This is a genomic window from Aquimarina litoralis, assembly GCF_019295435.1.
GTDB lineage: Bacteria > Bacteroidota > Bacteroidia > Flavobacteriales > Flavobacteriaceae > Aquimarina > Aquimarina litoralis_A.
Genome location: NZ_WEKL01000002.1, coordinates 51,577 through 76,513 on the forward strand (window position 1 = coordinate 51,577; position 24,937 = coordinate 76,513).

Consider the following 24,937-nt stretch of genomic DNA (forward strand, 5'->3'; position numbering starts at 1 on the left):
TGAACTCTTTATACATATCAAGAGTTCAGTTTTTTTGTTGTCTATGGTTTGGTCTATTAATATTTAATCATCAGAGGGAATTATAATTTTTTGATAAAGGAATCTTATCTACATATTAAATAATTCTCTATTTACTAACTACGTCTTTTTTTATCCCTAACGCGTCATAAAATTATTTTTATTAGGATTTACATTTGCAAAACTTATTTAGATCAAATAAAAATAAAATGCTACTCGATACTCAAACAAACCTAACTGTTGATCAAAAAGTTGATCATTTTTTTGATATCCAATCAAAATACACCTACGAAAACTATATTCATAAAGCTTTACAATATGTAATGTCTTTTTTAGATAGAGATCATTTTTATCCTGGAGAAATATGTGATTTTCAGGAGAAAAAACACCTGTTATCCTCTGATACTAATGAAACACTTTCTATTACCGAAGCATTAGAAGAAATCAAGGAGCTGTATTTAGATCATACGATTGCCTTTCATCATCCTAATTACGTGGCACATCTAAATTGTCCTGTTTTGCTTCCTGCTTTAGTAGGAGATTTGATAGCTTCTTCGGTTAATACGGCCATAGAAACTTGGGATCAGAGTATTTCTGCTACCTATATAGAACAGGAAATGATTCGATGGATTTGTGATAAAATGAATTTGCCTTCCACATCAGATGGAGTATTTACCAGTGGTGGTACACAGTCAAATTTTATGGCATTGCTGATTGCTAGGGATGATTATGCTTTTAAGCATTTTGGTCTGAACTTAAAAGAAAATGGTTGGTCTGATGAGGTATCTAAGTTTCGATTTTTTTGTTCTGATAAGGCGCATTTCAGTATTAAAAAGAATGCGGCATTGATGGGAATGGGATATGATGCTGTAATTCCAGTGAGTACTGATGAGAAGATGAAAATGAAGCCAGAGGCATTAGTGCAAGCGATAGAAAAAGAAAAGCAGTTAGGAAATATCCCAGTAGCGATTGTAGCAACAGCAGGAACTACTGATTTTGGGAGTTTTGACCCGATTGATATCATTGCTAAAATTGCGAAAGAATATGATATATGGTTTCATGTAGATGGGGCATATGGTGGTAGTTATGTGTTAACCGAAACGCATCGCCATCTTTTAAATGGAATAGAACAGGCAGATTCTGTGACTATCGACTTTCATAAAACCATGTTTCAGCCAGTTTGTTCCAGTGCGTTTTTAGTAAAAGATACTAGGTATTTTAAATATGTGTCTTACTATGCAGATTATCTAAATCCATTAGAGCATAGAGATTTAGAATGCCCAAATCTCATAGAAAAATCTATTCAAACAACCAGAAGATTTGATGCGCTGAAGCTCTGGTTTACGCTAAAGATGACAGGTGAGAAAAACATTGGAGCTTTTCTGGAAAAAGTACATTACCTGGCTCTTGATTTATATTACAGCATAAAAGATGACCCATATTTTGAGCTTGTACATAAACCAGAACTGAGCACATTAGTATTCAGATTTAGAGACCCTGAAATTGAATCAGATACTACGCTTGATACCATCAATCTGCATATCAAAAATACCTTATTTAAGTCTGGTCAAGCATCCGTAGCAAGTACCAAATTTGATAACAAAACCTATCTGAAGTTTACATTATTAAATCCTAAAAGTACCATTGATGATCTGTTATATATCATTAGAATGATTAAAGAAACTGGATTGAGTTACCTAAGAGAAAAATCATCATTAATTGAAAAGTAGTATGAAGAACGAAGAAAAGATATTTGATTTTATAGCCGTTGGAGTAGGCCCCATGAATTTAGGATTGGCTTGTTTAACGGATTCAATTGCCGAGTTGGATGGACTATTTCTGGATAAAAAGGAGCAATTTGATTGGCATCCTGGAATGATGCTTCAGGATACTACACTACAGATTCCTTTTATGGCTGATTTGGTAACCTTGGCTGACCCTACCAATCCTTTTAGTTTTTTAAATTATATCAAAGAACAAGGTAGAATTTACTCGTTTTATATTCGGGAAAATTTTCTCTTACTAAGAAATGAGTACAATCAATATTGTCAATGGGCGATAGGGAAATTATCGAATGTTCAGTTTTCAACAGAAGTATTGGAAATTGCGTATCATGAAAAAGAAAAGGATTATACTTTATTTTCTAAATGTGCGAAGACAAACAAACGAAAAATATATAAAACCAAAAGGCTTGTATTGGGTACGGGCACAAGTCCTTATATTCCAGGTTGCTGCAAAGCATTAAAAAATGGAGCTATTCATTCTAGTACTTTCCTTCCAAATAAGGAAAAATTACAGTCCAAAAAATCGATAACAGTTGTAGGGAGCGGGCAGAGTGCCGCAGAGATTTTTTATGATTTATTACAAGAAATTGATGATAAAGGCTATGAGCTCAACTGGATAACAAGATCTCCTAGGTTTTTCCCATTGGAGTATTCCAAATTAACTTTAGAGATGACTTCTCCGGAGTATGTAGATTATTTCTATAATTTATCAAGTATTAAGCGTAATCAGCTTATCAAAAATCAAAAACACTTGTATAAGGGAATCAATCAGGATCTAATTGCTGATATTTTTGATTTGATCTATACTAAAAGAGTGGTAGGTGGTAATATCAATATCAATCTACGTACTAATTCTGAATTAAAAAGTGCCGTTTATGACGATACATTAGACAAGTTTTATGTAGAAATTCATCAACACGAACAGAATAAATATTATCGTCATACTACAGAAGGTTTGGTATTGGCGACAGGATATCAGTATCAACAACCACAGTTTATAGATGGTATTAAGGATAGAATTCGATGGGATGAACAAGGTAAGTATGATGTACATCGAAACTATGCAATTGATCACGAAGGAAACGAAATCTTTGTGCAAAATGCGGAGTTACACACTCATGGTTTTGTAACTCCAGATTTAGGTATGGCTGCGTATCGTAACTCATATATCATTAAAGAACTTACAGGTACAGATTACTACCCAATTGAAAAGAGAATTGCCTTCCAACAATTTGAGGTTACTGAAGAAGAAGAAATTATCGCAGAAACATCCGTACTATAGAAAAGGATATTTAAATGAGAAACTTTTTAATCATAATGACCTTGGTGGCTGTAGTAAGTGATTATTTACTACATCCGTTTTATCCACAGTTTTTTGAAGCTCGGTTTGGTGTTACGAATCCAGAGCTGGTAGGATATTATTTTGCTGCGATTTGTTTTATGGTGATGATCTCATTTCCGTTCTGGGCATATGTTTCTAAAAGAGTAGCAGAGCTTCATATTCTAGTATATACACAATGTATTGCCGGAATTTTAGCACTCTGTTGTTATGCAACTGATTCTTACGTCAATTTCTGGATCATCTCATTGACAATGGTGTTGTTTAAAGGAAGCTATTTATTAGTCTATCCGTATATCCTTAAAATTATTTCTAAAAAAGAGCATCCTACTACCATTGGAATTTTATCAGTTGTCGTACACCTTGGTGGTATATTAGGAGCAGTTATTGGTGGTGCTACAGTAGATTTTATAGATGCTAGTTATATATTTTTAATCATGGCACTTGGAGATTTTATCCAAATGGGAATGAGTGCTTTTCTATTAAAAAGTAAAAAATATGATACTACTAAAGTTTCTGAACCGGGAAATACTAAAACAGAAGCTAAAAAAAAGGTGATCCCAAATGGATTTATTCTAAAAATAGGAATCACTACGATGATTCTTTACTTCAGCGATTTTTTGATAAGACCATTTTTTGTAACCTATTGGGAAAGCATATCCTCACATAATTCCAAACTTATTTCGGGAATGATGTATGCAATTCCTGGATTTGTTGCACTAATTGCTCTGTGGATTAATACAAAAAGAAAACAATCTGATAGTCAGTTTGGAGTAATAATTCCAATACTAGTATTAGGGATTCTAGGACTGTTGCTACAAGGAATCCCTGATACGACTACCGTAATTATAGGAAGGATCATTTATGGTTGGGCCATATTTCAAGGAGTAGTAAAATTCGATGTATTGCTTTTCGAGTTAAGCACGCCGAATTCTTATGCCATGGACTACAGTAAAGTTCACTTTTTTCAAAACTTAGGAGTATTACTGTCTTCTTTTTCTGTTGGTCTATTAGTGGAATATAATGGACTACAAATTCCATTTATAGTAGCGCTTGGTGGATTTGTGATCACCTTATTATTGTACTATTTCATCTTTAAAATAGGTATAAAACGTACTTCTGAATTGTTCCTAAAATCATGAGAAATTCTAGATGGAAAAATTAGAGAAAAATATTCAGCATTCATATCATAGTATCTACTCAAAATTCTTTTCAAATTTTGGGACTATTGATATAAGACTTTTTCGATTATCCGAAGATTCAGAAATCTTGCATGAATGGGTGAATATGGACTATGCATTCTTTTGGGGGATGCAAGGATGTAGTTTGCAGCAGTTACGACAGGAATATGCTCAGTTGATGGAGCCGGAACATTATGATGTATTTGTTGGTGTTTTTGAGGGAAAACCAGTTTTTGTATTAGAACGATATAATCCAAAAGAAGATATCATACATACCTTATATCCATCACAAAATGGAGACTGCGGGATTCACATTATTGTGGCTCCGCCGCATGTTAAGATTCCAAATTTTACCTGGTATTTATTTACTGCTATTATGGAGTTTGTTTTTAAAGATACCAGCATAAACAGAATAGTAGTAGAACCAGATATCCGGAATAAAAAGATGTTTGCCTTATGCCAGCGCATAGGTTTTCAGTTAGATAAAATTATTGAACTCCCAAACAAAACTGCGCAACTCGCATTTTTAACTAGGGAATCATTTGAAAAAATGAAATCAATTTCAAAAATAAATAAGAGAAGTGCTATGAATACATTAGACAATGCCGTTTCGCCCCAACAATCTATAGCTCACTTACAACCAGAGGTATGGAGTAAAGTGAATACTCTTTTTGTAATGAAAGCAATTACAGAATTTAGCCATGAACTTCTGATACAAGCTGTAGTTTTAGAAAAGTTAGAAAATGGCTGGAATAGTTATATATTAAAAACAGATAATCCTACCATACAATATCAATTTAATGCAAAACCACTCGCATTAAATCATTTATGGATATGTCCAGAGTCCATCAAAAAATATGATGAGAGCGAATCTGTTAGTATCGATGGTATTCTATTTATTAAAGAACTTAGAAAACAGTTGGGTATAAAAGATACCCAAATGCCCATATATCTAGAAGAAATAATTAGTACGCTGTATGGAAGTGCATTTAAATTTTTAAAAGGAAATCCAACTTCAGAGGAGCTTGCCACCTCAGATTTTCAAACTATCGAACAGTCTATGACAGAGGGACATCCTGGTTTTGTCGCTAATAATGGACGTATTGGATTCGATAGTAGTGATTATAGGTCGTATGCTCCTGAAGCTGGAAACTCTTTTTCATTACTTTGGTTAGCAGGCCATAAGAGCAGAGCGGTGTATGCTGCCATAGATGCATTACCCTACGAAACTCTGATACAACAAGAGTTAGATGCTGATACTATACAAGTATTTAAAGAAACTATAGAAAATAGAGGCTTTGATCCAGATGAATATTTCTTTATACCGATGCATCCTTGGCAGTGGTTTAATAAGTTAGCCAATATATTTTCGCCAGAGATTGCAACGGGAAATTTGATTTGTTTAGGATATGGTCCAGATCAATATCTAGCACAGCAATCCATTAGAACTTTATTTAATAATACCAATCCCAAAAAATTCTATACTAAAACAGCACTTTCTATTTTAAATATGGGGTTCATGAGAGGACTTCCTCTATATTATTTGGGTACAGCTCCTAAAATGGCAGTTTGGTTAGAAGATGTATTATATAATGATCCATATATACAGGAAACAGGCTTTAGAATGCTAAGTGAAATCGCTTCCGTAAGTTATGTAAACCCTTATTTCGAAGAGTTTGGACCTCACAATGATTACAATAAAATGTTAGCATCGCTTTGGCGAGAAAGTCCAGCAGCAAATATTACAGAAAAGCAACAAGCCATGACCATGGCAGCTTTCCTGCATATCGATCATGTAGGAGAAGCGTTACTACCAAAGATTATTCAAAAATCCGGATTATCCATTGGAACTTGGCTCGAAAAGTATCTGAAAGCATATCTGAGTCCATTACTGCATTGCTTTTATCATTTCGATTTAGTGTTTATGCCACATGGCGAGAATATCATCATGGTTTTAGAAGATCATATTCCTGTAAAAGCATTTTTAAAAGATATTACCGAAGAGGCCTGCATTTTAAGTCCGGACGTAATACTACCAGATCATCTAAAACGTATGTATGCCCCAGTACCAGAAGATGTAAAACTGTTATCTGTTTTTACAGATATATTTGATGGTTTTTTCAGGTTTATGTCTCAAATTTTGGAAGCACATGCTGATTTTAAAGAAACAGAATTTTGGAAAGTTGTTGCTCAGGTTATTCAGGAATATCAAGATCGTTATCCGGAAAAAGAAGCTAAGTTTCAGCAATATGATTTGTTTGCTCCAGAGTTTCACCTATCCTGTTTGAATAGATTACAATTAAACAATCATAAACAGATGATTGATTTAGATGATCCCGTTGCCTTACTTCAGTTCGCTGGTAAGTTAGAAAATCCAATTGCAGCCTATAGAAAAGATATAGTACATGTTATCTCGTAATTCACTTCATATTATGGAAAATATAGGAGCCATTCAAAATATCGTGTTCTCTAGAACTATAGAGAATTTCGGAACCATACATCTACGTCATTTAGATTTTGATAGTGATATCTATACAATTCATCAATGGGTTACGAATCCTTATGCCAAGTATTGGGGAATGCTGGATAGCACATTGACTGAAGTTCAGTCTGAATATGAAACACTGGTTTCCAGAAAAGATTATGATGTGTTTATAGGTGTCTTTAATGGAGTCCCCATTTTTTTGATGGAAAAATACAAAGCATCTACCGATAGAATTGCAGAACACTATGCAGTTAGAGATACGGATTACGGGATGCATATTTTGGTTGCTCCTTCAGAAGAAAAGATTACAGGATTTACCTGGAATGTTTTTAGTACGGTACTTGAATATTTTTTTGAATTACCTGAAGTAGAAAGAGTAGTTGTAGAACCGGATGTTAGAAATGAAAAGATTCATAGGCTCAACAAAAAAGCAGGGTTTGTTTATCAAGAAGAAATAGAGCTGCCAGAAAAAACCGCAGCACTTGCTTTTTGTGAAATAGAAGATTACAAAATAGCAAAGAAAGCATTGCAAGAAAAGACTACACCAATGACCAACTTACATACCAACCTTTTAAGAACTTCAGATACTCATCTGAATCCGATCACTTGGGCCAGAGTAAATAGAGCTTTAGTAGCCAAAGCCATTAGCGAATTTGCTCACGAATTGCTTTTAAAACCAGAACAACTTACTAGTCATAGTGAGCGTAACACCTATATATTAAAAACTGATAATCCTTCTATTACCTATGAATTTAAAGCCAAAATATATGCATTGGATCATTGGGATGTTGATGAGCAATCTATCATAAAGAAAATTGATAATAAACCAACGCCTATCGATGCATTAAAGTTTGTAGTAGACTTTGTATATACTTTGGAAATACCAAAACACTTACTACCTGTATACCTAGAAGAAATCTCTAGTACGCTTTCCAGTGCAGCTTACAAAGAAGCGAATAGTACATTTTCTTCTAAAGAGTTAGTAAACTCTTCTTTTCAGATGATTGAGCATGCAATGACAGAAGGACATCCTTGTTTCGTAGCCAATAATGGTAGAATAGGTTTTGATCATCAGGATTATCTGCAATATGCACCAGAAAGTGATAAACCATTTAAAATATATTGGCTAGCTGGTCATAAAAGTAAAACCACTTTTACTTCTGTGCACAAGTATGATTATAACTCCTTAATGCGTAAAGAAATTGGAGTACAATTAATAGCAAAATTTAATACCAAATTAGAGTCTTTAGGATTAGATACAAGCTCTTATATTTTTATTCCAGTTCATCCATGGCAATGGAATAATAAGATACTTCAAGTATTTGCCGCCGATATAGCGAATCAAAATTTAGTGTTTTTGGGTGAAGGAGATGACTATTTTTCTGCACAACAATCTATCAGAACACTTTACAATAAAAGTAACCCTGAAAAGATGTATACCAAAACAGCATTGTCTATTCTAAACATGGGCTTTATGCGAGGTCTTTCTCCTCACTATATGCAGAGTACACCACATATCACTAAATGGATTACAGAATTATTAGAGAAAGATGTTTATCTGAAGCGGCAAGGATTCACAATGCTTGGTGAAGTAGCGACTGTAGGTTTTCAGAACACCTATTATGAAGTATTAGGCAAGACAAATGCCCATAATAAAATGTTATCTGCTTTGTGGAGAGAAAGTCCGCAGAGTAAAATAAAAAAGAGTCAAGATCTAATGACGATGGCGGCATTGCTGCATGTTGATACCAACGGCAAGTCATTACTAGTAGAACTGATTAGAGCCTCTTTTTGTGGTGTCGGGATGTGGATTCGTAGGTATTTAGATGCGTATTTAATTCCTTTGCTACATTGTTTTTATAAATACGGATTTGTTTTTATGCCTCATGGCGAAAATATCATTATGGTATTAGAAAACCATATTCCTGTAAAGATTTTGATGAAAGATATCACGGAAGAAGTGATTGTTTTTAATCCAGAATTAGAATTACCAAATAAGGTGAAACGGTTATATACGGAGACTTCTGATAAGATGAAAGTACTTAGCATTTTTACAGATGTATTTGATTGCTTTTTTAGATTTATGGGCCCCATTTTGGAGAAAGATCTTCCTTTTTCAGAATATGAATTTTGGAGAGAAGTTGCATTGTGTATTCATTCATATCAACAAGAACATCCAGAATTACAGTCTCAATTTGATACTTATGATTTGTTTGTACCAGAATTTGATAGATGTTGCTTGAATAGATTACAGCTTAAAAACACCCAACAAATGCTAAACCTGTCAGATCCCATGGCAAGCTTAATCCTAGAAGGAACGTTACAAAATCCTATAGCTAAGTTTAAAGATTTAGATCAATTAAAGAAAAGAGAGGCAATTTCTATTATATAAATCATCATTATTATATCTCAAGTTTTAGCGCATAAAAAGAACATGGAAAAACAAAGCTCAATAATAAAAAGATCTCCGAAAAATAATAGAATTTTAGCTATAGATTTTGGAAGAGGATTCAGTGTAATTGCAATGATTATGGTACATACTTTATGGATTCATGCTCAGCAAAATGTTCAGTCCGATACTTTTTTAGGACATTTTATTCATTTTGTTGGAAGAGGAACACCAGTTTTTCTAATCACAATGGGAGTATCTTTTATGATCTCTAGAAATCAGAGTATTCAAAGTGCTATAAAACGAGGAATATTAATTCTTGGAGTAGCTTATTTAATGAATTTTCTAAAGTTTTTGACACCAATACTTGTTGGTCTTATGCCAGACAGTTTTATAACTGCCTATGGATGGGAAAGTCCTCTAAATATAGAAAAATATATGTACCTCTTACTAACAGGTGATATTTTACAATTAGCTGGAATATCATTAGTAATATTGGGATTTGTACGCGCGTATGTAAAAAATAAATTTTTGATTTTGGGATTGGCTATTGTAATAGCTTTTTTATCGGTAGAATTAAGAGATTTTCAATCTGGAACAGTAGGATTAAGCTATATTACTCAACTGTTATGGAGTAATGGATATTGGGTGTATTTTTCGGTATTTCCTTGGATTTCATTTATACTATTGGGAATGTTTTTTGGACAATGGTATATAGAAATGGACTATGATCAGGATAAGTTATTTAAGAGAATGTTTATTGGCGGTATCATATGCATACTAGTTGGAGCCCCTTTAGTGTTTATGGCTGAAGAGTATCATTTCAATGATTTTTTCCATTTAGGACCAGGAGGAGTTATTTACCTTGCAGGATGGAATTTTGCGGTATTATCTATATTCCATTGGTTACTTACTAAAACCAAAAATAATTCGGTATATAGGACCTTTTATTATTGTAGTAAGAATGTAACCTCGTTATATGTGATTCAATGGGTCTTAATTTGTTGGGGGATGATATTTTTTGGTTTTCAAAGTATGAGTGAATTAGAAACAATAGTATTAATGCCATTGTTTATGGGGTTAACATTTATGGTTCACTTTGTTTTCATGAGATTGAAAAAAGGATTTAGATCTAATAGAGATACTTTTAAAAGAAAAATATCTATAGAAAGTCAATGATGTCAATAAAATTAGAATATGTAATAATGATTAGTCTAAATTATCTTCTGAAGATAATTTTGTTCTATATTTTTTTGGTGTCATACCTTCTATTTTCTTGAAAGCAGCTGTAAAATGCGTTGAGTTTTTGTACCCTACCAATTCTGAGATTTCGTAGATCGGTTTTTTGCTATGTAGTAGCAACTCTCTGGCTTTATCCATTCTTAATTTGGTGGTATATTCAAAAATGGTTTTACCGAATAACTGTTTAAATTCTTTTTTAAGGATGAAATCATTCAGACCAATTTGCCTAGATAATTCATGAATGGAATATTGTTTCGATAGATCCGAATTGATCATATGCTGTACACCGTATAATTTTTTAATAATATGATCTGTTGAGGTAATATGATGGGTTTTAGAAGGTTTTGTTGTGTCTTCTAGTTTTAAAGAAACAAGCTCAAGAACTTTGGACTCTAGAAATAATCGTTTTAATAATCCATTTCTTTTGTCCATAAGGATTTCAGTAAGTATATCTTGAGTTCTTGTACATAGAGGTTTTAAAAAACTATCTTTTAATTTTAAGAGAGAATAGTTTTCCAGAATATTATATTCTTCATCCAATCGATGTCGTTTTATAAACTCCATACTCATTCTGATCTTAATTTCTTTCAGTCTTTTTCTTTTATGATAAGAAATACTACCTTGTATGGTCTGTAGATATAATAAATAACACTCCTGACTTTCATAAATTAGATCTTTTGTGACACCATGAATTTTAATGATTTGTTCACCTTCAATAAGAAATGACATTTCAAGAAAGTCTTTTGGGATAGATCCTTCTAGTGTAAGATCTTTTTCAAACAATACGTCAAAAATCATAATAGATAAACCTTCAAACTGGTGTATTTGGAAATAACCGATTCCATATCGCTTTTGAAATTGAAATTTTTTGGATTGAATTCCGCAGCGTTCATAAGAACTTACCAACTCAGAAACAGCATATAGCGTATCTATCTTTTTCGTTTTATTTAGCACAACATTCTGCGATGTTTTTTCGCGTCTTTTTTTATCCATAATGCGTCATTTTTCTCTTCCCTTAGATACTAATTTTGCATTTTAAATTTATTTAGACTAATTATAAATAGTTGTTGTTTAGGTCGCAAAAATAGATAAAAAATTGTTACAGTCAGTGGTTATTTTAAAAAGAAAAATTAGTGTCTTTTTAATGCTTTTGGTTACCCTTTATTGTCATAGTCAAGCATTATTAAATGGTGTAGTGGTGGATGAAAAGTCTCATCCAATACCAGAAGCTTCTATTCATATTTTAGAACTTAATAATAGGGGAACTAGTAGTGATTTTAATGGAGAATTTTCACTCTCAGTTCCTGAAGGATCTTACACCTTACAAGCTAGTTTTGTAGGGTTTCAAACACAATTTTTACAAATTAGTGTAGTAGCTTCTCAGCAACAAAGAATACGTATTGTTCTAAAAGAAAACATTGAAGAGTTAAATGATGTTATTGTGAAAGCAAAGACAGAAGCTCAAAAGACAAAAGAAAAAGCTTTTGAAGTAGAAGTAATTGAGATAAAAGAGCTTAAAAACACGAGTGCAGATATTAATGCAATTTTAACTACAATTCCAGGTGTGAATGTACGACAGCGTGGTGGTTTAGGTTCGGCATTCGATTTTTCGTTAAATGGATTGTCAGGGAAACAGGTAAAATTCTTTATCGATGGAATTCCTCTTGAAAACTTTGGGAGTTCTTTATCACTAAATAACTTTTCTGCTACTTTAATAGAAAGAGCAGAAATTTATAAAGGCGTTGTGCCTATTTATTTAGGAGCAGATGCTTTAGGAGGCGCTGTCAATATTATAACAAATATAAGAAAAAAGGATTTTCTTGATGTATCCTATGATGTAGGCTCTTTCAATACACATAGAGCAACAGTGAATGCACAGCATTATAGTAAAAAAGGATGGATGTTTCAGCTTTCCTCCTTTTACAACTACTCAGATAATAATTATACCATAGATGATATTGAAGTAAGAGACGAATTAGGAAATGATACTGGAATTCGACTTGATGATGTAGAACGATTTCATGATGCGTATAATTCTCAAATGATTGCTGTTAAAACAGGAATATTGGAAAAATCATTTGCAGATCGACTAGTTCTTGGCGTAACTGCTTCGGCAAATGAAAATGAAATTCAGCATCCAATTGATCCACAAAACCCATTTGGAGAAGTTTTTTCAGAGAATGATATTATTTCAGGATCTATTGAATTTGAAAAGAACAATCTCCTTAGAGATAAACTAAAACTAAAAATTTATGGATCTATYACCAGAAATAGTGAGAAAGTAGTAGATACATCGTCTAGAAAATATGATTGGTTTGGGAATTTCATTGAACGTGGTGACCAGACCTTAGGAGAATTTGAAGCTAGTAAAACGCTGTTTGAATTTAAAGATAATCTTCATTTAGTAAACGCTTTGGCAACCTATGATTTGAATGATTCTCATTCGATAAGTATAAATTATACTAAGAATTATATCCGTAGAAGAGGAGAAGATGAAGCTCAAGCGGGAAGAATAGCATTTCAAGACCCTCATATTGTCAATAAGAACGTCATAGGGCTTTCTTATGATTTCAATATACTAGATAATAGATGGAAAACAGCCATTTTTTCTAAGGGATATTTGCTAAACTCTGAAGGTATTGTTGAGGACCTATTCACCAATGTTGAGGAAGATCGTTTTATCAAATTTGAAAATACTTTTGAAGAATTGGGATACGGTTTAGCAACTACTTTTAAGATTGTACCCGATTTTCAGCTAAAAGGTTCTTTTGAACGAACTTTTCGAATTCCTGAAGGTTACGAGGTTTTTGGAGATGGTTTTTTACTGAAATCAAATCCTACACTATTACCAGAAGAAAGTTACAATGCCAATCTAGGTGCTATTTTTAATACAGAAATAAATAAACTAAAGCTCCAAGTAGATAGTAACATCTTTTTTAGAGATGCTAAGAATTTTATTGCTATCCGATCTGAAGGTATTTTTTCTAGATATTACAATACTGCGGATGCTAGAAGCACAGGAGTTGAAGGAGAAATTAGAATGCTGTATAATAATACCTTCTTTTTAGATATTAATGCAACTTACCAAAACATCATAGATCAAAACGCCGGAGAAAATGCAGGAGTAGATTTTTTAAGAAATCAACGGATAGCTAATATTCCTTATCTATTTGGAAATGCTCGAATAGGAGGTAGATTCAAAAATGTATTTACTACAAAAGATCAATTAAATATCTCATGGAGTACCTATTATGTACATGATTATCCGCTTACCTCTTTTGTAGAAGGAAATCCTGAGGACAGAGATATCATTCCCGAACAATTGTCACATAATTTAGAGTTGGGATATTCTTTCAAAGATGGTAGGTATAACCTATCAATGTTAACACGAAATATAACAGATGCTAAGATCTATGACAATTTCGAGATTCAGCAACCTGGAAGAGCCTTTTATGTAAAACTTAGATACTATATATCAAACTAAAATAATTTTTAAACATCAAAATCATATATAATGAAAACAATAAAATGGATACAAAACGCAATGCTAGTGATAGCAATTGCTATGACTGCTACTTCTTGTAGTAGTGATGATAATGGAGGTACGATTACTGATCCCGATCCGGATCCAGTATCTGTATCAAAATATGTAGTGGGATTTGAAGCATTTCCTGTAGGTGATGCAAGTCCTGTAGATTATATTTTAGAATTACCTTCTTTAGAATCCTTAACTACTGGAGAAATTTCTGTAGAAGGACAAGGAGTTCCTTTAAAAGGTTGGAGATTTTTTCACGGAGCAGGAAATACTGTTTTTACAGCTGGATATTCTGATGATGATACATGTATAGCATATCAGCTTGATGAAAATGGAGCATTAGTAGAAAAAGCAAATTTTGCTTTTCAGTCAACACTAGATAATTATGCTGCCATTGATGATAATACTTTAATTGCTGTAGAACTTACGTATGGTGGACTTTCAGATAAACGTTTTCATATAGTGAATGCAGAGACAGGACTTTTAGAAGAAATAAAAGAGCACCCAATAGATATTGATATGGGTAATGGTACTGCAGAAAATCCTGGATCTATTCCTTGGGTTACAGGTATGGTACTTAGAGATGGAAAATTATTTGTTTCGTACCATAAATGGTTGGCAGATGGATCATTCGTAACTCCAGATGTAGATCGTGCTTATGTAGCGGTATATAGTTATCCAGCTTTCGAATTAGAAAAGATAATCGAAGATGATAGGACGAGTCCAATTGGTGTCAATGGTCATAGTACAGGAATCGAGCAAACAGAAAATGGAGATATATATTCTTTTTCAACTTCTGCATTAAGTGCTGGTTTTACAGCAGCTTCAAAACCTTCTGGTATTTTAAGAATTAAAAATGGAGAAACAGAATTCGATTCCGATTATTTCTTTAACGTAGAAGAAGCTGTTAATGGAGGAAAGATATTCTGGATGGATTATATCGGTAATGGGAAAGCCATTGCAAGAATTATTCTAGATGATACTAACGGAGCCGGAGAATGGGGAGCATTTTTTAAGAAAGATGTTTTCAAAATGGTAGTTATTGATTTGGTAAATCAGATGGTTACTGATGTAGCTGGAGTGCCAACACATGGTCATCGTTATACTTCTCCAATGTTCGTAGAAGATGGGAAAGCTTATATCAGTAGCTCTACGGATACAGAGACATATGTATATATCGTAGATCCAGAAACAGCTACAGCTACACAAGGAGCAAAAGTTTTAGGTCTTGGACTTAAAGGAATATTTAAAATAAGTAACTAATTAACTCAACTGTGATTCGTACTGGGTACTAAAAAATGTATGTGCATTAATGCTAAGCAACTATCCGAATAATAGTGTTTTAAGTTTTCGATAGATTGTCTTTGAAAGTAACTATGTTTTGTTTGCAAACCTTTTTAAAAACCCCAATAAATAGTTACGTTTTTTTAGCTACCCGGTATGATTTCATCAATCTATAAATGACTAATAAGAAGAAAAATAACAGACGCAAGAGAATATTAAAAATCCATAAAATACTTGGACTAACAACAGGTTTGGTACTTTTTGTCGTTTCTATTACGGGTTGTTTATGGGTATTTAAAGAGGAAATAGAAAGCTTTTATGACGATTATAAATATGTAGCTATCCAGAATCAGGATTTTTTGATAGCATCTGATATCAAAAAAAGAGCGGAAGAAATCATACCCGATAGAACTATTCATGGAGTAATATATGGCCAACCAGATGAAGCAATAGAGGTGGTGTTTTACGAATCAGAACCGGAAATATTTTATCAGAGTGTGTATCTTAATCCATATTCTGGAGAATTTATAAAAAGAGTGGATAATGATGCAGGTTTTTTTGGCTTTGTCTTAAAAGGTCACTTACGGTTATGGTTACCAGATGAGATCGGCTCTAGAGTGGTATCCTATTCCGTTTTATTATTTCTAGTAATTATTATCAGTGGACTTATCCTTTGGTGGCCAAGAAACAAGAAAAATTGGCGACAAAGATTACGATTTGATTGGAATAAAAATACTAGATGGAAGCGTAAGAATTTTGATCTGCATACAGTCGTAGGCTTTTATGTGTCCTCCTTTGGATTGATACTGGCATTTACTGGATGTGTCATGGCATTTAATTGGTTTTATTTCATTGCTTATAAGGCTTCGGGAGGTTCTAATGATCCAAGGTTTGTGATCCCAGAAAGTGAGCAAGTCATGGCATCAACCGTAGGATCTAACTACCTATATGATCTATTGATTCCTATCTTGAAAAAAAAGTACGAAGATGCTCATAGTTTTGAACTACATTATCCAGAAAATGACACCACTTCTGTTTTGGTTGAGGTAAGTAATTCCAAAGGATTGTATTACAATATGGATTATCTATTCTTTGATCAGTATACGCTTAAAGAAATGGAAACTTCAAGTATTTATGGAAAATATAAAAATACCAGTTTTGCTGATAAGGTAATTCGTATGAATTATGACATTCATATTGGAGCAATTGGGGGACTAGCAGGTAAAATCATTGCGTTTTTGTCCAGTTTACTTTGTGCCTCTTTACCAGTAACCGGAGTATTATTATGGTATGGTAGAAAACATAAAAAGAAAAAGAAGCCTAAAAGAACATTAGTAATCGCTTCTCGAATTTGAAATATTAATATGAAAAGTATGAAGTTATAGAAGATCTGCCTAATATTTAAATTCATTTCAAAAGCAAGAAACAAAAGCCACGTCATTGACGTGGCTTTTGCTATTTAGAAATCGTTAAAAGGTTTACTATAAATTATCGATTTGTAACTAATATATAGTTTTTAAATGGGGAAAATTACCCTTCAATACGTACTAGTACGTAATCTTTACGCGCTAGTTCTTATTTCAAAAAAAACACCTTCAATCTAAATTGCACCAGAATTTAAAACTACAATGTTATGGGGGCAATTAGTACTATTTATCAATTCATTCATCGATACTTTTTTTTCGATTATGTAACAACTCTGGATATAGAGTTCTTTCACATTCATGTAGAACAAAACAAAAGGCACACAGCTAAAAATCGGTGGCACTAAGAAGACTTTTTAGAGGATTTCAAAGCCATTGTTTTATATCATAAATACACATTAACTAAAATTAAAACCAAAATGAAAAATCTTAAAACTTTAATTAACAAGAACAAGAAAAATGCAAGAAATTCAATACTCGGATTATCCTTGCTAGGAGCTTTAACAACAAATCAAACAACTTTTGCGCAAACAGTTTCAAATGATAAATACATTATGGAATATGGAACTAGTGATGGACATGGAGAGTATGTTAGAAATCTAAGACACGAATCAGGAGGTTCGTGGGGAATTTCTTTCGCTACAGGAAATAATCCTAAAATGATGTTGAGTTATGCTGGAAACCTTGGATTGGGTATGACCGCTTCTACCGTTGACCAACCAGGTGCTGATAAATCTTTAACGGTACAAGGATTAAATTCTTCGCAAATATTATCCACTTCATTTACAGGTATAGTACAAGGAGGGTTATTTGCCAATGGGTTGAATCTTACAAATAGTACAAATGCACCAAGTTATGTGGGTACGAAGACCAATCACAATTTTGCCATAGCAACTAATAATGTACAAAGGATGTTGATTAATACAGCTGGTGATATCGGTGTTGGTACACAAACACCATCGAGCTTCTCTTATGGACCTAACTTTCATATTAATGGTGCGAGAAGGTCACGATTATTATTAGAAAGTGAACGATATGGTATGAAGGCACAAGTTTATATAAATTCATATTATTCAAATAATGATATAGGATATTATCTGGGAACGATTACAGATCATAAAACATTTTTACAGGCAAATAGTAAAACAGCTCTAACAGCTAAATATAATAGTACTAATGACAATGCGTTAGTCGGTATTGGTACTACAAACCCTGAAGAGATGTTGCATATTAATGGAAACATAAGAGGAAACCAAAATGGAGCGATCCGTATTCAAACAAATTATGGATATACAGATATTGGATCTAAAAATGCAAATTGGTCTCATTTTAATACCGATAGGGATAGATTTTATTTTAATAAACCTCTATATGTTGATACAGGGTTCATTTCTTCCTATAACTCCGATGTGATTTTGGCAACTGGTAATGATGGAACTAATACACCTACCACAAGAATGACGATTGCCAAAGCTACCGGTAATGTGGGGATTGGTATTGATCCCCATGCAACTTCTAAGGTTTATGTTGATGGAGCAGTGAGAGCAACAAGTTTTGTTTCTTCTGCAGCTAGTTTTCCTGACTATGTATTTGAAGAGGATTATACTATTATGCCTTTAGAAACTTTGGAAACTTATGTAAACCAGCATAAGCATTTACCTAATATGCCATCAGAAAAAGAAGTAGTAGATAATGGCTTAAATATACCATTAGTAGTAGATAGATCCGTGGAAAATATAGAAACCATCTACTTGCATTTAATCGAAATGCAGAAAGGGATGAAACAGCTAGAAAATAAAGTAAAAGTACTTGAGGAAGAGAACAAAAAGTTAAAAACAGCTCTTCATAATTAATAACTAACCTTTTAAAAAGTAGAAAACATGAGACTACAACATATAAGGTCACAGCTATTAATTTTATGTGGAGTATTGATACCTTCATTAAGTATAGCTCAGGATTTGGTGAGCCTTAATACGTCAGATTTGCCATTTGGTTCAAGTATTAAAGGATTATATCACCTTCAGGAAGATAATGCAACAGGTGGATTTGTTTATGAAAACGGAACTATATTGGAGCTAACCAATAATCAATCTGGTATTGACTATGAGTCATCCACATTTTATTTTTGGATTGTAGAAAATATCGAGCAAAATTATTTTCAGATTTATAGTACTACACAGGATAATAGAGTACTTTCCATAGAACAGAATGGAACTGTCAGTTGGGAAACGTATTCTCAAAATACAGAACCAGACGTGAAAACGAAGCTTCAGTTTAGAATGTATGCAGATGGAACTATGAGAGCAGAAGATTCTGAATCTGTCGCTAGAGGATATATCACCACAGATTATCAACCAAATGTTACAGCTATTGATAATAGTGATTGCCAATGTAATTTTTTAAAGATAGATGATGTATCAAGATTTTATGTAACACCTTCAGGTAAGGGATTTTCGGATTACCGCGCAATTGTATTTGAAAAATCAAACACTTCGAATACTAATGGTTCCATTACGGAAATCACAAATGCAGATGGTAGTAGCTATACTCATATTGTACAAAGTAACGCGAATAATACAGCAAATGCATATACATTCGTCTCCTCCAAATTTCAGGTAAGTAATTTTGGAACTAAGGATTTTCAAATAAGTATTTCTTCAGGTACTGAAGGAGAGATAGGTTTCCTAGAATATATACGTCACGATTTTGAAAAAAATGTATTTCAAGGAGCGCGACCAAGATTGGGAATAAAAGTAGTAAATGACGAAATTTCATTACTATATCTTGATGGAGATCAGGATTTACCATTTGGAAAGGAATTGGAAAGAGAGTTGCCTACCAATATTCAGGTTGGAATTCCATTTACACTCGGTTTTAAAGATCAATATACGATGATAGCTAGTCAAAATGGAGTTGACTACGAATTACAAATTGAAGTGCCTGCAGAATATTTTCTAAATCAGTCAATCACAAGAAGCGCAAGAGTTTTGGCTAGAATGCGTTCTGGAGATGTAAAGATTGCTTACACTCTAGAAGATGGGCTAATCGCATTAAATGATGCTAAAGGTACAGATAACGGAACTGGGTATGTATCAACTGATCCTTTTATGCCATACAATGATACTGGTGTGTTAGTAAATACATTTGATTGGCAGGAATCAAAGTGGTCCGTTCGATATAGAGGTATTGGTGGTACATTAGAAGAAACAGTTTTTAGTCCATATAATTCTGATGAATTACAAGAATTTCATGCTATTAATAATCAGTATGATCTAACAGGCAATTTTATTGGAGGTGCTGACAACGAATATATCGAAGGATGGGAGCTCATCAAAGCTAATTTGGGATATTCAGCAGATGGGCAACCTCACGATCCAGCACCTTACTATCCATATGTGATCATGTATGATAAAATGGCTAGTAAACTTAGGGTTTTTGTATACACATCCAATTTTGGAGAATCAAATCAATTAACAGTAGAATTGACCGCTGGAGGAGGGATTCCCAATAATGGAAATAACTATGCTCCAAAACTTTGGGGAGGATTGCAACAGTTTAAGTCCTATGATGCCATCGCTTCTAGCAACTATCAGCAGGTCGTACCTTTTTACTCTTCAGAAGGAAGATCTTGGTACTATACTGATTTTGTGATGGAATATGATCCTTGCTTAGTATTTTTTGAATCATTTCTTAGGTTATCAGTGATCAAAACTACACAAGGGAGCCTAACCATGGTTGGTAGATCGCAAGGAGGAACGGTAACTAGTGGTACGGATGAATATGATGATTGGAAAAATCAACGGGAGGATTTCTTATTAGGAGCTATGCAAAGTGATGCAGCTACCTTGCAGCAAGGTCTTGGTGATATTACATTTAATCAATTTGAAGAATATGATCTTTTAGAATTTTCTGAAAAATTAAATGGTGTATTAGTAGGTAAAGAGATTGCAGATTGGGAAAAAGAAAAAGCGCGATTAGAGTGGGAAGGAACAGATCAGATCGCAGATGCAACCATTGCAGAAGGAAGCTTATTGATTGCCGAAGGAGGATATAAAGTTTTGGAAGGTGGCGCAGGAGTTTTTGGAGCAACACCGATTGCAGGATCGGCTAAAATGGCACAAGGAGCTACCACTATTGGTCGTGGAGCAGCAAAAGTTGTTGCAGGTGATGGAAAAGCTAAAATGGCGAGTGCTAAAAAACTGTATTATGAAAGTATTAAAGATAAGGTAAAGCATAGCGATCAGGATATTCAGATTCCTGTTCCTGAACCAAGACCACAAATAGTATTTGGAGAATTAGCGTTACAAGGCACACTTACCATATCTACAAACTTGACAACTGAAAATTATATTGCAACACCAGGAGGGTTAAATTCTGGAAATGCTCCTGAATGGTGGACTAGTGGAACTAGAGGTTCTGAACCTCTATATAATCTTCCATTAGGACAGTTTGTAATGCTCGAAAAACCAGAATTTGCAGTGGGAGTTTCTAAAGGAGCTTACGATCAGTATCAAGCCTGGTTGAAGATTAAAGAGAAACCCTATTTTGCTCATAATGATAGAGTACGAGGAAAAGTTGACGATATCATTACAGTTGCCGTTAGTGTAGAAACTTTTAACGAAGACGGCTATGCAGTGTATAGTGCAACTAGCGAATCCTATACTACTTTGTTTGGACAAGGTTATGACAATGTTCTTGAAGGAGAACATAATATAAGTGATCTTATCAAATGGTCTCAGATTAAAGAAAATATTAGTGGATTAAGTGATACATCGGATGAAGCTATTCAGGCGAAATTAGATGATTGGATAAGAGTTTCTTATGAAATTTGGTCGATTACACCTTCAAATATTCAATCAAGAAATTTAAAAAGAGTTTTTGGGAACAGCGATCTATATACTACTGGTACTACTTCTTTCGATTTTGTAAGTTCTTCCAATGCGTATTACAGTGATGTACTTGAGGATGCTAGGTCATTAGCCGATAATTTAGGAACCTATGATTTTGTAAATAATACTGAATGGGGAACAGATTATCATATATATCATTCGGATTATGAAGAAGGTTCAGGTAGTTTTTACCAAAAAATGGATACCTATTGTAATCAGTTAAACTCTAATGTTGTAGGAAGAGAGCAAACTAAAACAAAAGAGCCAGAAGTATCAGAAAAACCAATAATAGAGAACAATATAGGTCTAAAGGTATATCCTAATCCGGTAAAAGATATCGCTAATTTCTTAGTAACAAGTCCTGTTGCGGGTCAGGTAAGAATCACCCTATTTGATATCTCTGGAAATTTATTAATTGAAACTACGGATATGATGGATGGAGTGCGAAATTTAGAAGGAAAAATAAACGTTGGAAACTTAAGTTCTGGGATCTATGTATTAAGAATAGTACTCCCTAATAATGAAGTAATAACTAAAAAGGTGGTAAAATAGATTCATAATTGACTGAAATGTAATTACAGTAGATTTTTTCCAACTTATAAGGCCGTTCAAAAAAGTAGAACGGCCTTGCTTTGAAGATGTATTTAATAAATGAAACTATTGTTGAAAAGATATTTTCACAAAACGAAATATTACAATTCTAAGATAACATTCTTATGATTTAATGTCCATTTAGTTAATGTGTTGGTTTCTTTCCCTAATTCTAATTTAGAAATAATATTACTACGATGTTTTTCTATAGTCCTTTTTGAAACGAATAAAGAATCCGCTATTTCTATGGTAGAAATTTGTTGTGCTATGAGTTTTAGAATGGTAGTTTCAGAAGGTGTTAAAAACTGTAATTTTTTTAATTCTTCAGATGCGTTTTGAAGTGATGAGCTATCTATTGCCTTGCTAAAATAGCTGTTTCCTTGAAGTATCTCACGGATACATTTTTCAATTTCAAAAAAAGAATCTTCTTTCAACAAATATCCATCTATTCCAAGTTTTTTGGCTTGTGTAATGTATTTTGTTTCCTTAAGGAAAGAAAGTATAATAAACTTAGTACTAACTTTTTTTTCAGAAGCAGTTTTAATAACTTCAAAACCATTAAGTAATGGCATGTCAATATCTAACAATGCTAAAGTCGGTTCTAAAGTAAGGATTTGTTCTAATGCTTGCATACCATTGGCAGCTTTTCCAGTAACCTGATAATTATGAATTGTTAATTCATCATATAACCCTTTTAACAGCATAGGGTGGTCATCCGCGATGACTATTGAAATGTCTTTTTTGGATATCATGATTGTACTATTTTGGAATGATAAGTTGTAGTGTAGTTCCTCTATTAGGTGTGCTTTCTATATCTAAGAAAGAATGTATGATTTTCGCTCTTTCTGTTAATGTTTTCATTCCAATACTAGTGGCTTGCTTTATTTTTTTTGAAAGCTCAAACCCTTTCCCATTATCTTTTACAATAGCCTTGATAGAATGATCATTTTTTTCAATAACAACAGATACCGCTTTTGCATTAGCGTGTTTTACTACATTGTTTAGGGTTTCCTGAATAATCCTAAATAAATGTATGGAAGTTTCTTTATCTATGATCTCATCAATATTAGCGATATCATTTGTAAAGAAAATATTAGTGTGTGCATCTACTTCGTTAATCATAGATTCGATAGCTGCCGTGATTCCAAGTTTTTCAATATTGGCAGGATATAACCCTCTAGATATACTTCGTAATTCTTCTAAGGTATTTTTTGTTAGGCTTTCTATATCTGGGATTTCTAGTTGTTTCGTTTTTTTATTTAAGAGCATAAGTTTCTGTCCAACGCTATCATGTAGTTCTCTTGCTAATCGGGTTTTTTCTTCCTCTTGTCCTTTAATTAATTCATGAGCGAATAACTCTTGAAGTGCTTGTCTTTTTTTCAAAAACTTATAAGAACGTATAAAGTATACAGCTAGAAATAATGATAATAAACCCAAACCGCCAAATAACATCCATTGTGTTTTTACTTTGTTTTTGGTATCAAGAAGTACTATCTCTGATTGCTGAGATTGAATTTTAGCATCTCGTTTTTTGGTTTCATATAGAGTTTGATAGTAGGTTAATGATTTTATATTCTGAATTTTATAAATACTGTCTCTAATTCTGGAATACACTTTAAAATGTTCATAAGACTTTTCAGAATTTTCTATGTTATCATATGCTGTAGCTAACAAATTATGAGTATCCATGCTGTTCCCAAAATCATTTCTTGCATCTAATTTTAGCAAAGTTTTTCCATAATCTATAACCCTATTATTGTTTCCTAAGACTAGGTGATAGTTAGCAAGTGCTTCCAAGTAATGAAAATTATCCAAACCTCCATCTTTAGGGCGGTAGGGATGCTCTTGTATTAAATGTAATATTCTAGTAGCATCAGCCGTATTATTATTGAAAGAATATGCTTGTAGTAAAGATATTAAGATTCTCATTTGGTAACTTTTGTAATTACCTAATTCAGCATTTTTTAATGCCTTATTCAAATTTTGAATCCGACTTTTATAATCATTTGTTTTTCGATTATCTATTGCAATATTATAATATGTAGATTGTAATATTCTGTAATCCTTTCTGGGCGTAGCAAGTTTAATTAACTCTTCACGTACTTGTTGAGCTTCTTTAAAAAAACCTATCCGACTATATAAATTTGCTCTAGAATTAAAAGTGGTCAATAAATTGGTAGTATCCTTTAATTTTTCAAAAATAGTCTCCGCTTCTACCAAAATTAAACCAGCTTCGGCGAATTGTCCACCATCAGCATATGCGTCAGAGGTATATATTTTAGACTTACCTAAGAGTATAGAATCTTTGGCTTCTAAAGCATACGCTCCAGCACTTTGATAGAAAGATATAGATTCCTTGGTTTTTCCAGAAAAAAAGTAGCCATCTGCTCCGTTTAGATATAGTTGCGCAAGAATGTCAGGACGATTTATTACAGGTCTTTTTTTTATAAAATCATCAAATACTCGAACGGCTTCATTGGGCTTTCCTGCACGATTTGCCAAATAAAATATTCTATCTGCAATATGGCTAGATGCAATAGTAACAGAATCTAATTGGAAAGCATAACTAATAGTTTGTTTAACAACAGAATCATAATTAAATTCTTTTTTGTACCGAATAGCCGTTGTTAGACTATCCATCCATTTTAATTTTTCACTACGGTCTGATTGCTTAATTTTTTGGGTAAGGTTGTTGATTAATTCTTGAGTATCTGTTTCTTGACTATAAATGGAAATACATAAAAGAAACGAGAAAATAGGTGTTAAGAGTTTCATT

At 33.2% G+C, this 24,937-nt stretch carries 14 protein-coding genes; 11 read left to right on the forward strand and 3 right to left on the reverse strand.

Going from position 1 to position 24,937, the window contains the following annotated elements:
* Window positions 1-227: 227 nt before the first annotated feature.
* The 6 genes from GBO31_RS01635 to GBO31_RS01660 are packed head-to-tail and all read left to right on the forward strand — an operon-like array spanning window position 228 to window position 10,375.
* Complete coding sequence (locus GBO31_RS01635) at window positions 228-1,748, forward strand: pyridoxal phosphate-dependent decarboxylase family protein (RefSeq protein WP_219006568.1); 1,521 nt, start codon at window positions 228-230, stop codon at window positions 1,746-1,748.
* 1 nt (window position 1,749) lies between these two features.
* Window positions 1,750-3,084: a lysine N(6)-hydroxylase/L-ornithine N(5)-oxygenase family protein gene (locus tag GBO31_RS01640; protein WP_219006569.1), complete on the forward strand. Its 1,335-nt coding sequence runs from the start codon at window positions 1,750-1,752 to the stop codon at window positions 3,082-3,084.
* A gap of 14 nt (window positions 3,085-3,098) precedes the next feature.
* Window positions 3,099-4,283, forward strand: a complete 1,185-nt coding sequence (locus GBO31_RS01645; RefSeq protein WP_246615740.1) for an MFS transporter — start codon at window positions 3,099-3,101, stop codon at window positions 4,281-4,283.
* A gap of 10 nt (window positions 4,284-4,293) precedes the next feature.
* Window positions 4,294-6,741 (forward strand): GNAT family N-acetyltransferase, encoded by a 2,448-nt coding sequence (locus tag GBO31_RS01650; RefSeq protein WP_246615741.1) that lies wholly within the window; start codon window positions 4,294-4,296, stop codon window positions 6,739-6,741.
* Window positions 6,728-9,199: a GNAT family N-acetyltransferase gene (locus GBO31_RS01655; RefSeq protein WP_246615742.1), complete on the forward strand. Its 2,472-nt coding sequence runs from the start codon at window positions 6,728-6,730 to the stop codon at window positions 9,197-9,199. The genes GBO31_RS01650 and GBO31_RS01655 overlap by 14 nt, the downstream gene beginning before the upstream one ends.
* Window positions 9,200-9,241: 42 nt before the next feature.
* A complete protein-coding gene (locus GBO31_RS01660) occupies window positions 9,242-10,375 on the forward strand; it encodes a heparan-alpha-glucosaminide N-acetyltransferase domain-containing protein (protein ID WP_219006570.1) in 1,134 nt (377 codons plus the stop codon).
* 30 nt (window positions 10,376-10,405) lie between these two features.
* On the opposite strand, the gene GBO31_RS01665 is transcribed toward GBO31_RS01660, so the two are convergent.
* A complete protein-coding gene (locus GBO31_RS01665) occupies window positions 10,406-11,431 on the reverse strand; it encodes a helix-turn-helix transcriptional regulator (protein WP_246615743.1) in 1,026 nt (341 codons plus the stop codon).
* A 151-nt stretch (window positions 11,432-11,582) separates the two neighbouring features.
* Here GBO31_RS01665 and GBO31_RS01670 point away from each other — a divergent pair, with 151 nt between their 5' ends.
* The 5 genes from GBO31_RS01670 to GBO31_RS01690 all read left to right on the forward strand — a co-directional run bounded on the left by GBO31_RS01670 (window position 11,583) and on the right by GBO31_RS01690 (window position 22,122).
* Entirely contained in the window at window positions 11,583-13,922 is a 2,340-nt protein-coding gene (locus tag GBO31_RS01670; RefSeq protein ID WP_219006571.1) for a TonB-dependent receptor, read from the forward strand.
* A 30-nt stretch (window positions 13,923-13,952) separates the two neighbouring features.
* Complete coding sequence (locus tag GBO31_RS01675; protein ID WP_219006572.1) at window positions 13,953-15,236, forward strand: DUF4374 domain-containing protein; 1,284 nt, start codon at window positions 13,953-13,955, stop codon at window positions 15,234-15,236.
* Between the two features lie 197 nt (window positions 15,237-15,433).
* Window positions 15,434-16,612 (forward strand): PepSY-associated TM helix domain-containing protein, encoded by a 1,179-nt coding sequence (locus GBO31_RS01680; RefSeq protein ID WP_219006573.1) that lies wholly within the window; start codon window positions 15,434-15,436, stop codon window positions 16,610-16,612.
* A gap of 488 nt (window positions 16,613-17,100) precedes the next feature.
* Window positions 17,101-18,534, forward strand: coding sequence for a hypothetical protein (locus GBO31_RS01685; protein ID WP_219006574.1), 1,434 nt, complete (start codon window positions 17,101-17,103; stop codon window positions 18,532-18,534).
* Window positions 18,535-18,561: 27 nt separating this feature from the next.
* Window positions 18,562-22,122: a T9SS type A sorting domain-containing protein gene (locus tag GBO31_RS01690; RefSeq protein ID WP_219006575.1), complete on the forward strand. Its 3,561-nt coding sequence runs from the start codon at window positions 18,562-18,564 to the stop codon at window positions 22,120-22,122.
* A 140-nt stretch (window positions 22,123-22,262) separates the two neighbouring features.
* Here the strand turns inward: GBO31_RS01690 and GBO31_RS01695 are convergent, their stop codons facing one another.
* Window positions 22,263-22,913, reverse strand: a complete 651-nt coding sequence (locus GBO31_RS01695) for a response regulator (RefSeq protein WP_219006576.1) — start codon at window positions 22,911-22,913, stop codon at window positions 22,263-22,265.
* A gap of 7 nt (window positions 22,914-22,920) precedes the next feature.
* Window positions 22,921-24,936 carry a tetratricopeptide repeat-containing sensor histidine kinase gene (locus GBO31_RS01700; protein ID WP_219006577.1) on the reverse strand — a complete coding sequence of 672 codons (2,016 nt, stop codon included), beginning with the start codon at window positions 24,934-24,936 and terminating at the stop codon, window positions 22,921-22,923.
* Between the last annotated feature and the right edge of the window lies 1 nt (window position 24,937).

What these genes read in the sequence shown, in the direction of transcription:
- GBO31_RS01700 (WP_219006577.1), bottom strand. Translation starts at nt 24,936, where the DNA reads ATGAAACTCTTAACACCTATTTTCTCGTTTCTTTTATGTATTTCCATT.
- GBO31_RS01665 (WP_246615743.1), bottom strand. Translation starts at nt 11,431, where the DNA reads ATGGATAAAAAAAGACGCGAAAAAACATCGCAGAATGTTGTGCTAAAT.
- GBO31_RS01675 (WP_219006572.1), top strand. Translation starts at nt 13,953, where the DNA reads ATGAAAACAATAAAATGGATACAAAACGCAATGCTAGTGATAGCAATT.
- GBO31_RS01660 (WP_219006570.1), top strand. Translation starts at nt 9,242, where the DNA reads ATGGAAAAACAAAGCTCAATAATAAAAAGATCTCCGAAAAATAATAGA.
- GBO31_RS01640 (WP_219006569.1), top strand. Translation starts at nt 1,750, where the DNA reads ATGAAGAACGAAGAAAAGATATTTGATTTTATAGCCGTTGGAGTAGGC.
- GBO31_RS01690 (WP_219006575.1), top strand. Translation starts at nt 18,562, where the DNA reads ATGAGACTACAACATATAAGGTCACAGCTATTAATTTTATGTGGAGTA.
- GBO31_RS01685 (WP_219006574.1), top strand. Translation starts at nt 17,101, where the DNA reads ATGAAAAATCTTAAAACTTTAATTAACAAGAACAAGAAAAATGCAAGA.
- GBO31_RS01680 (WP_219006573.1), top strand. Translation starts at nt 15,434, where the DNA reads ATGACTAATAAGAAGAAAAATAACAGACGCAAGAGAATATTAAAAATC.
- GBO31_RS01695 (WP_219006576.1), bottom strand. Translation starts at nt 22,913, where the DNA reads ATGATATCCAAAAAAGACATTTCAATAGTCATCGCGGATGACCACCCT.
- GBO31_RS01635 (WP_219006568.1), top strand. Translation starts at nt 228, where the DNA reads ATGCTACTCGATACTCAAACAAACCTAACTGTTGATCAAAAAGTTGAT.
- GBO31_RS01655 (WP_246615742.1), top strand. Translation starts at nt 6,728, where the DNA reads ATGTTATCTCGTAATTCACTTCATATTATGGAAAATATAGGAGCCATT.
- GBO31_RS01645 (WP_246615740.1), top strand. Translation starts at nt 3,099, where the DNA reads ATGAGAAACTTTTTAATCATAATGACCTTGGTGGCTGTAGTAAGTGAT.
- GBO31_RS01650 (WP_246615741.1), top strand. Translation starts at nt 4,294, where the DNA reads ATGGAAAAATTAGAGAAAAATATTCAGCATTCATATCATAGTATCTAC.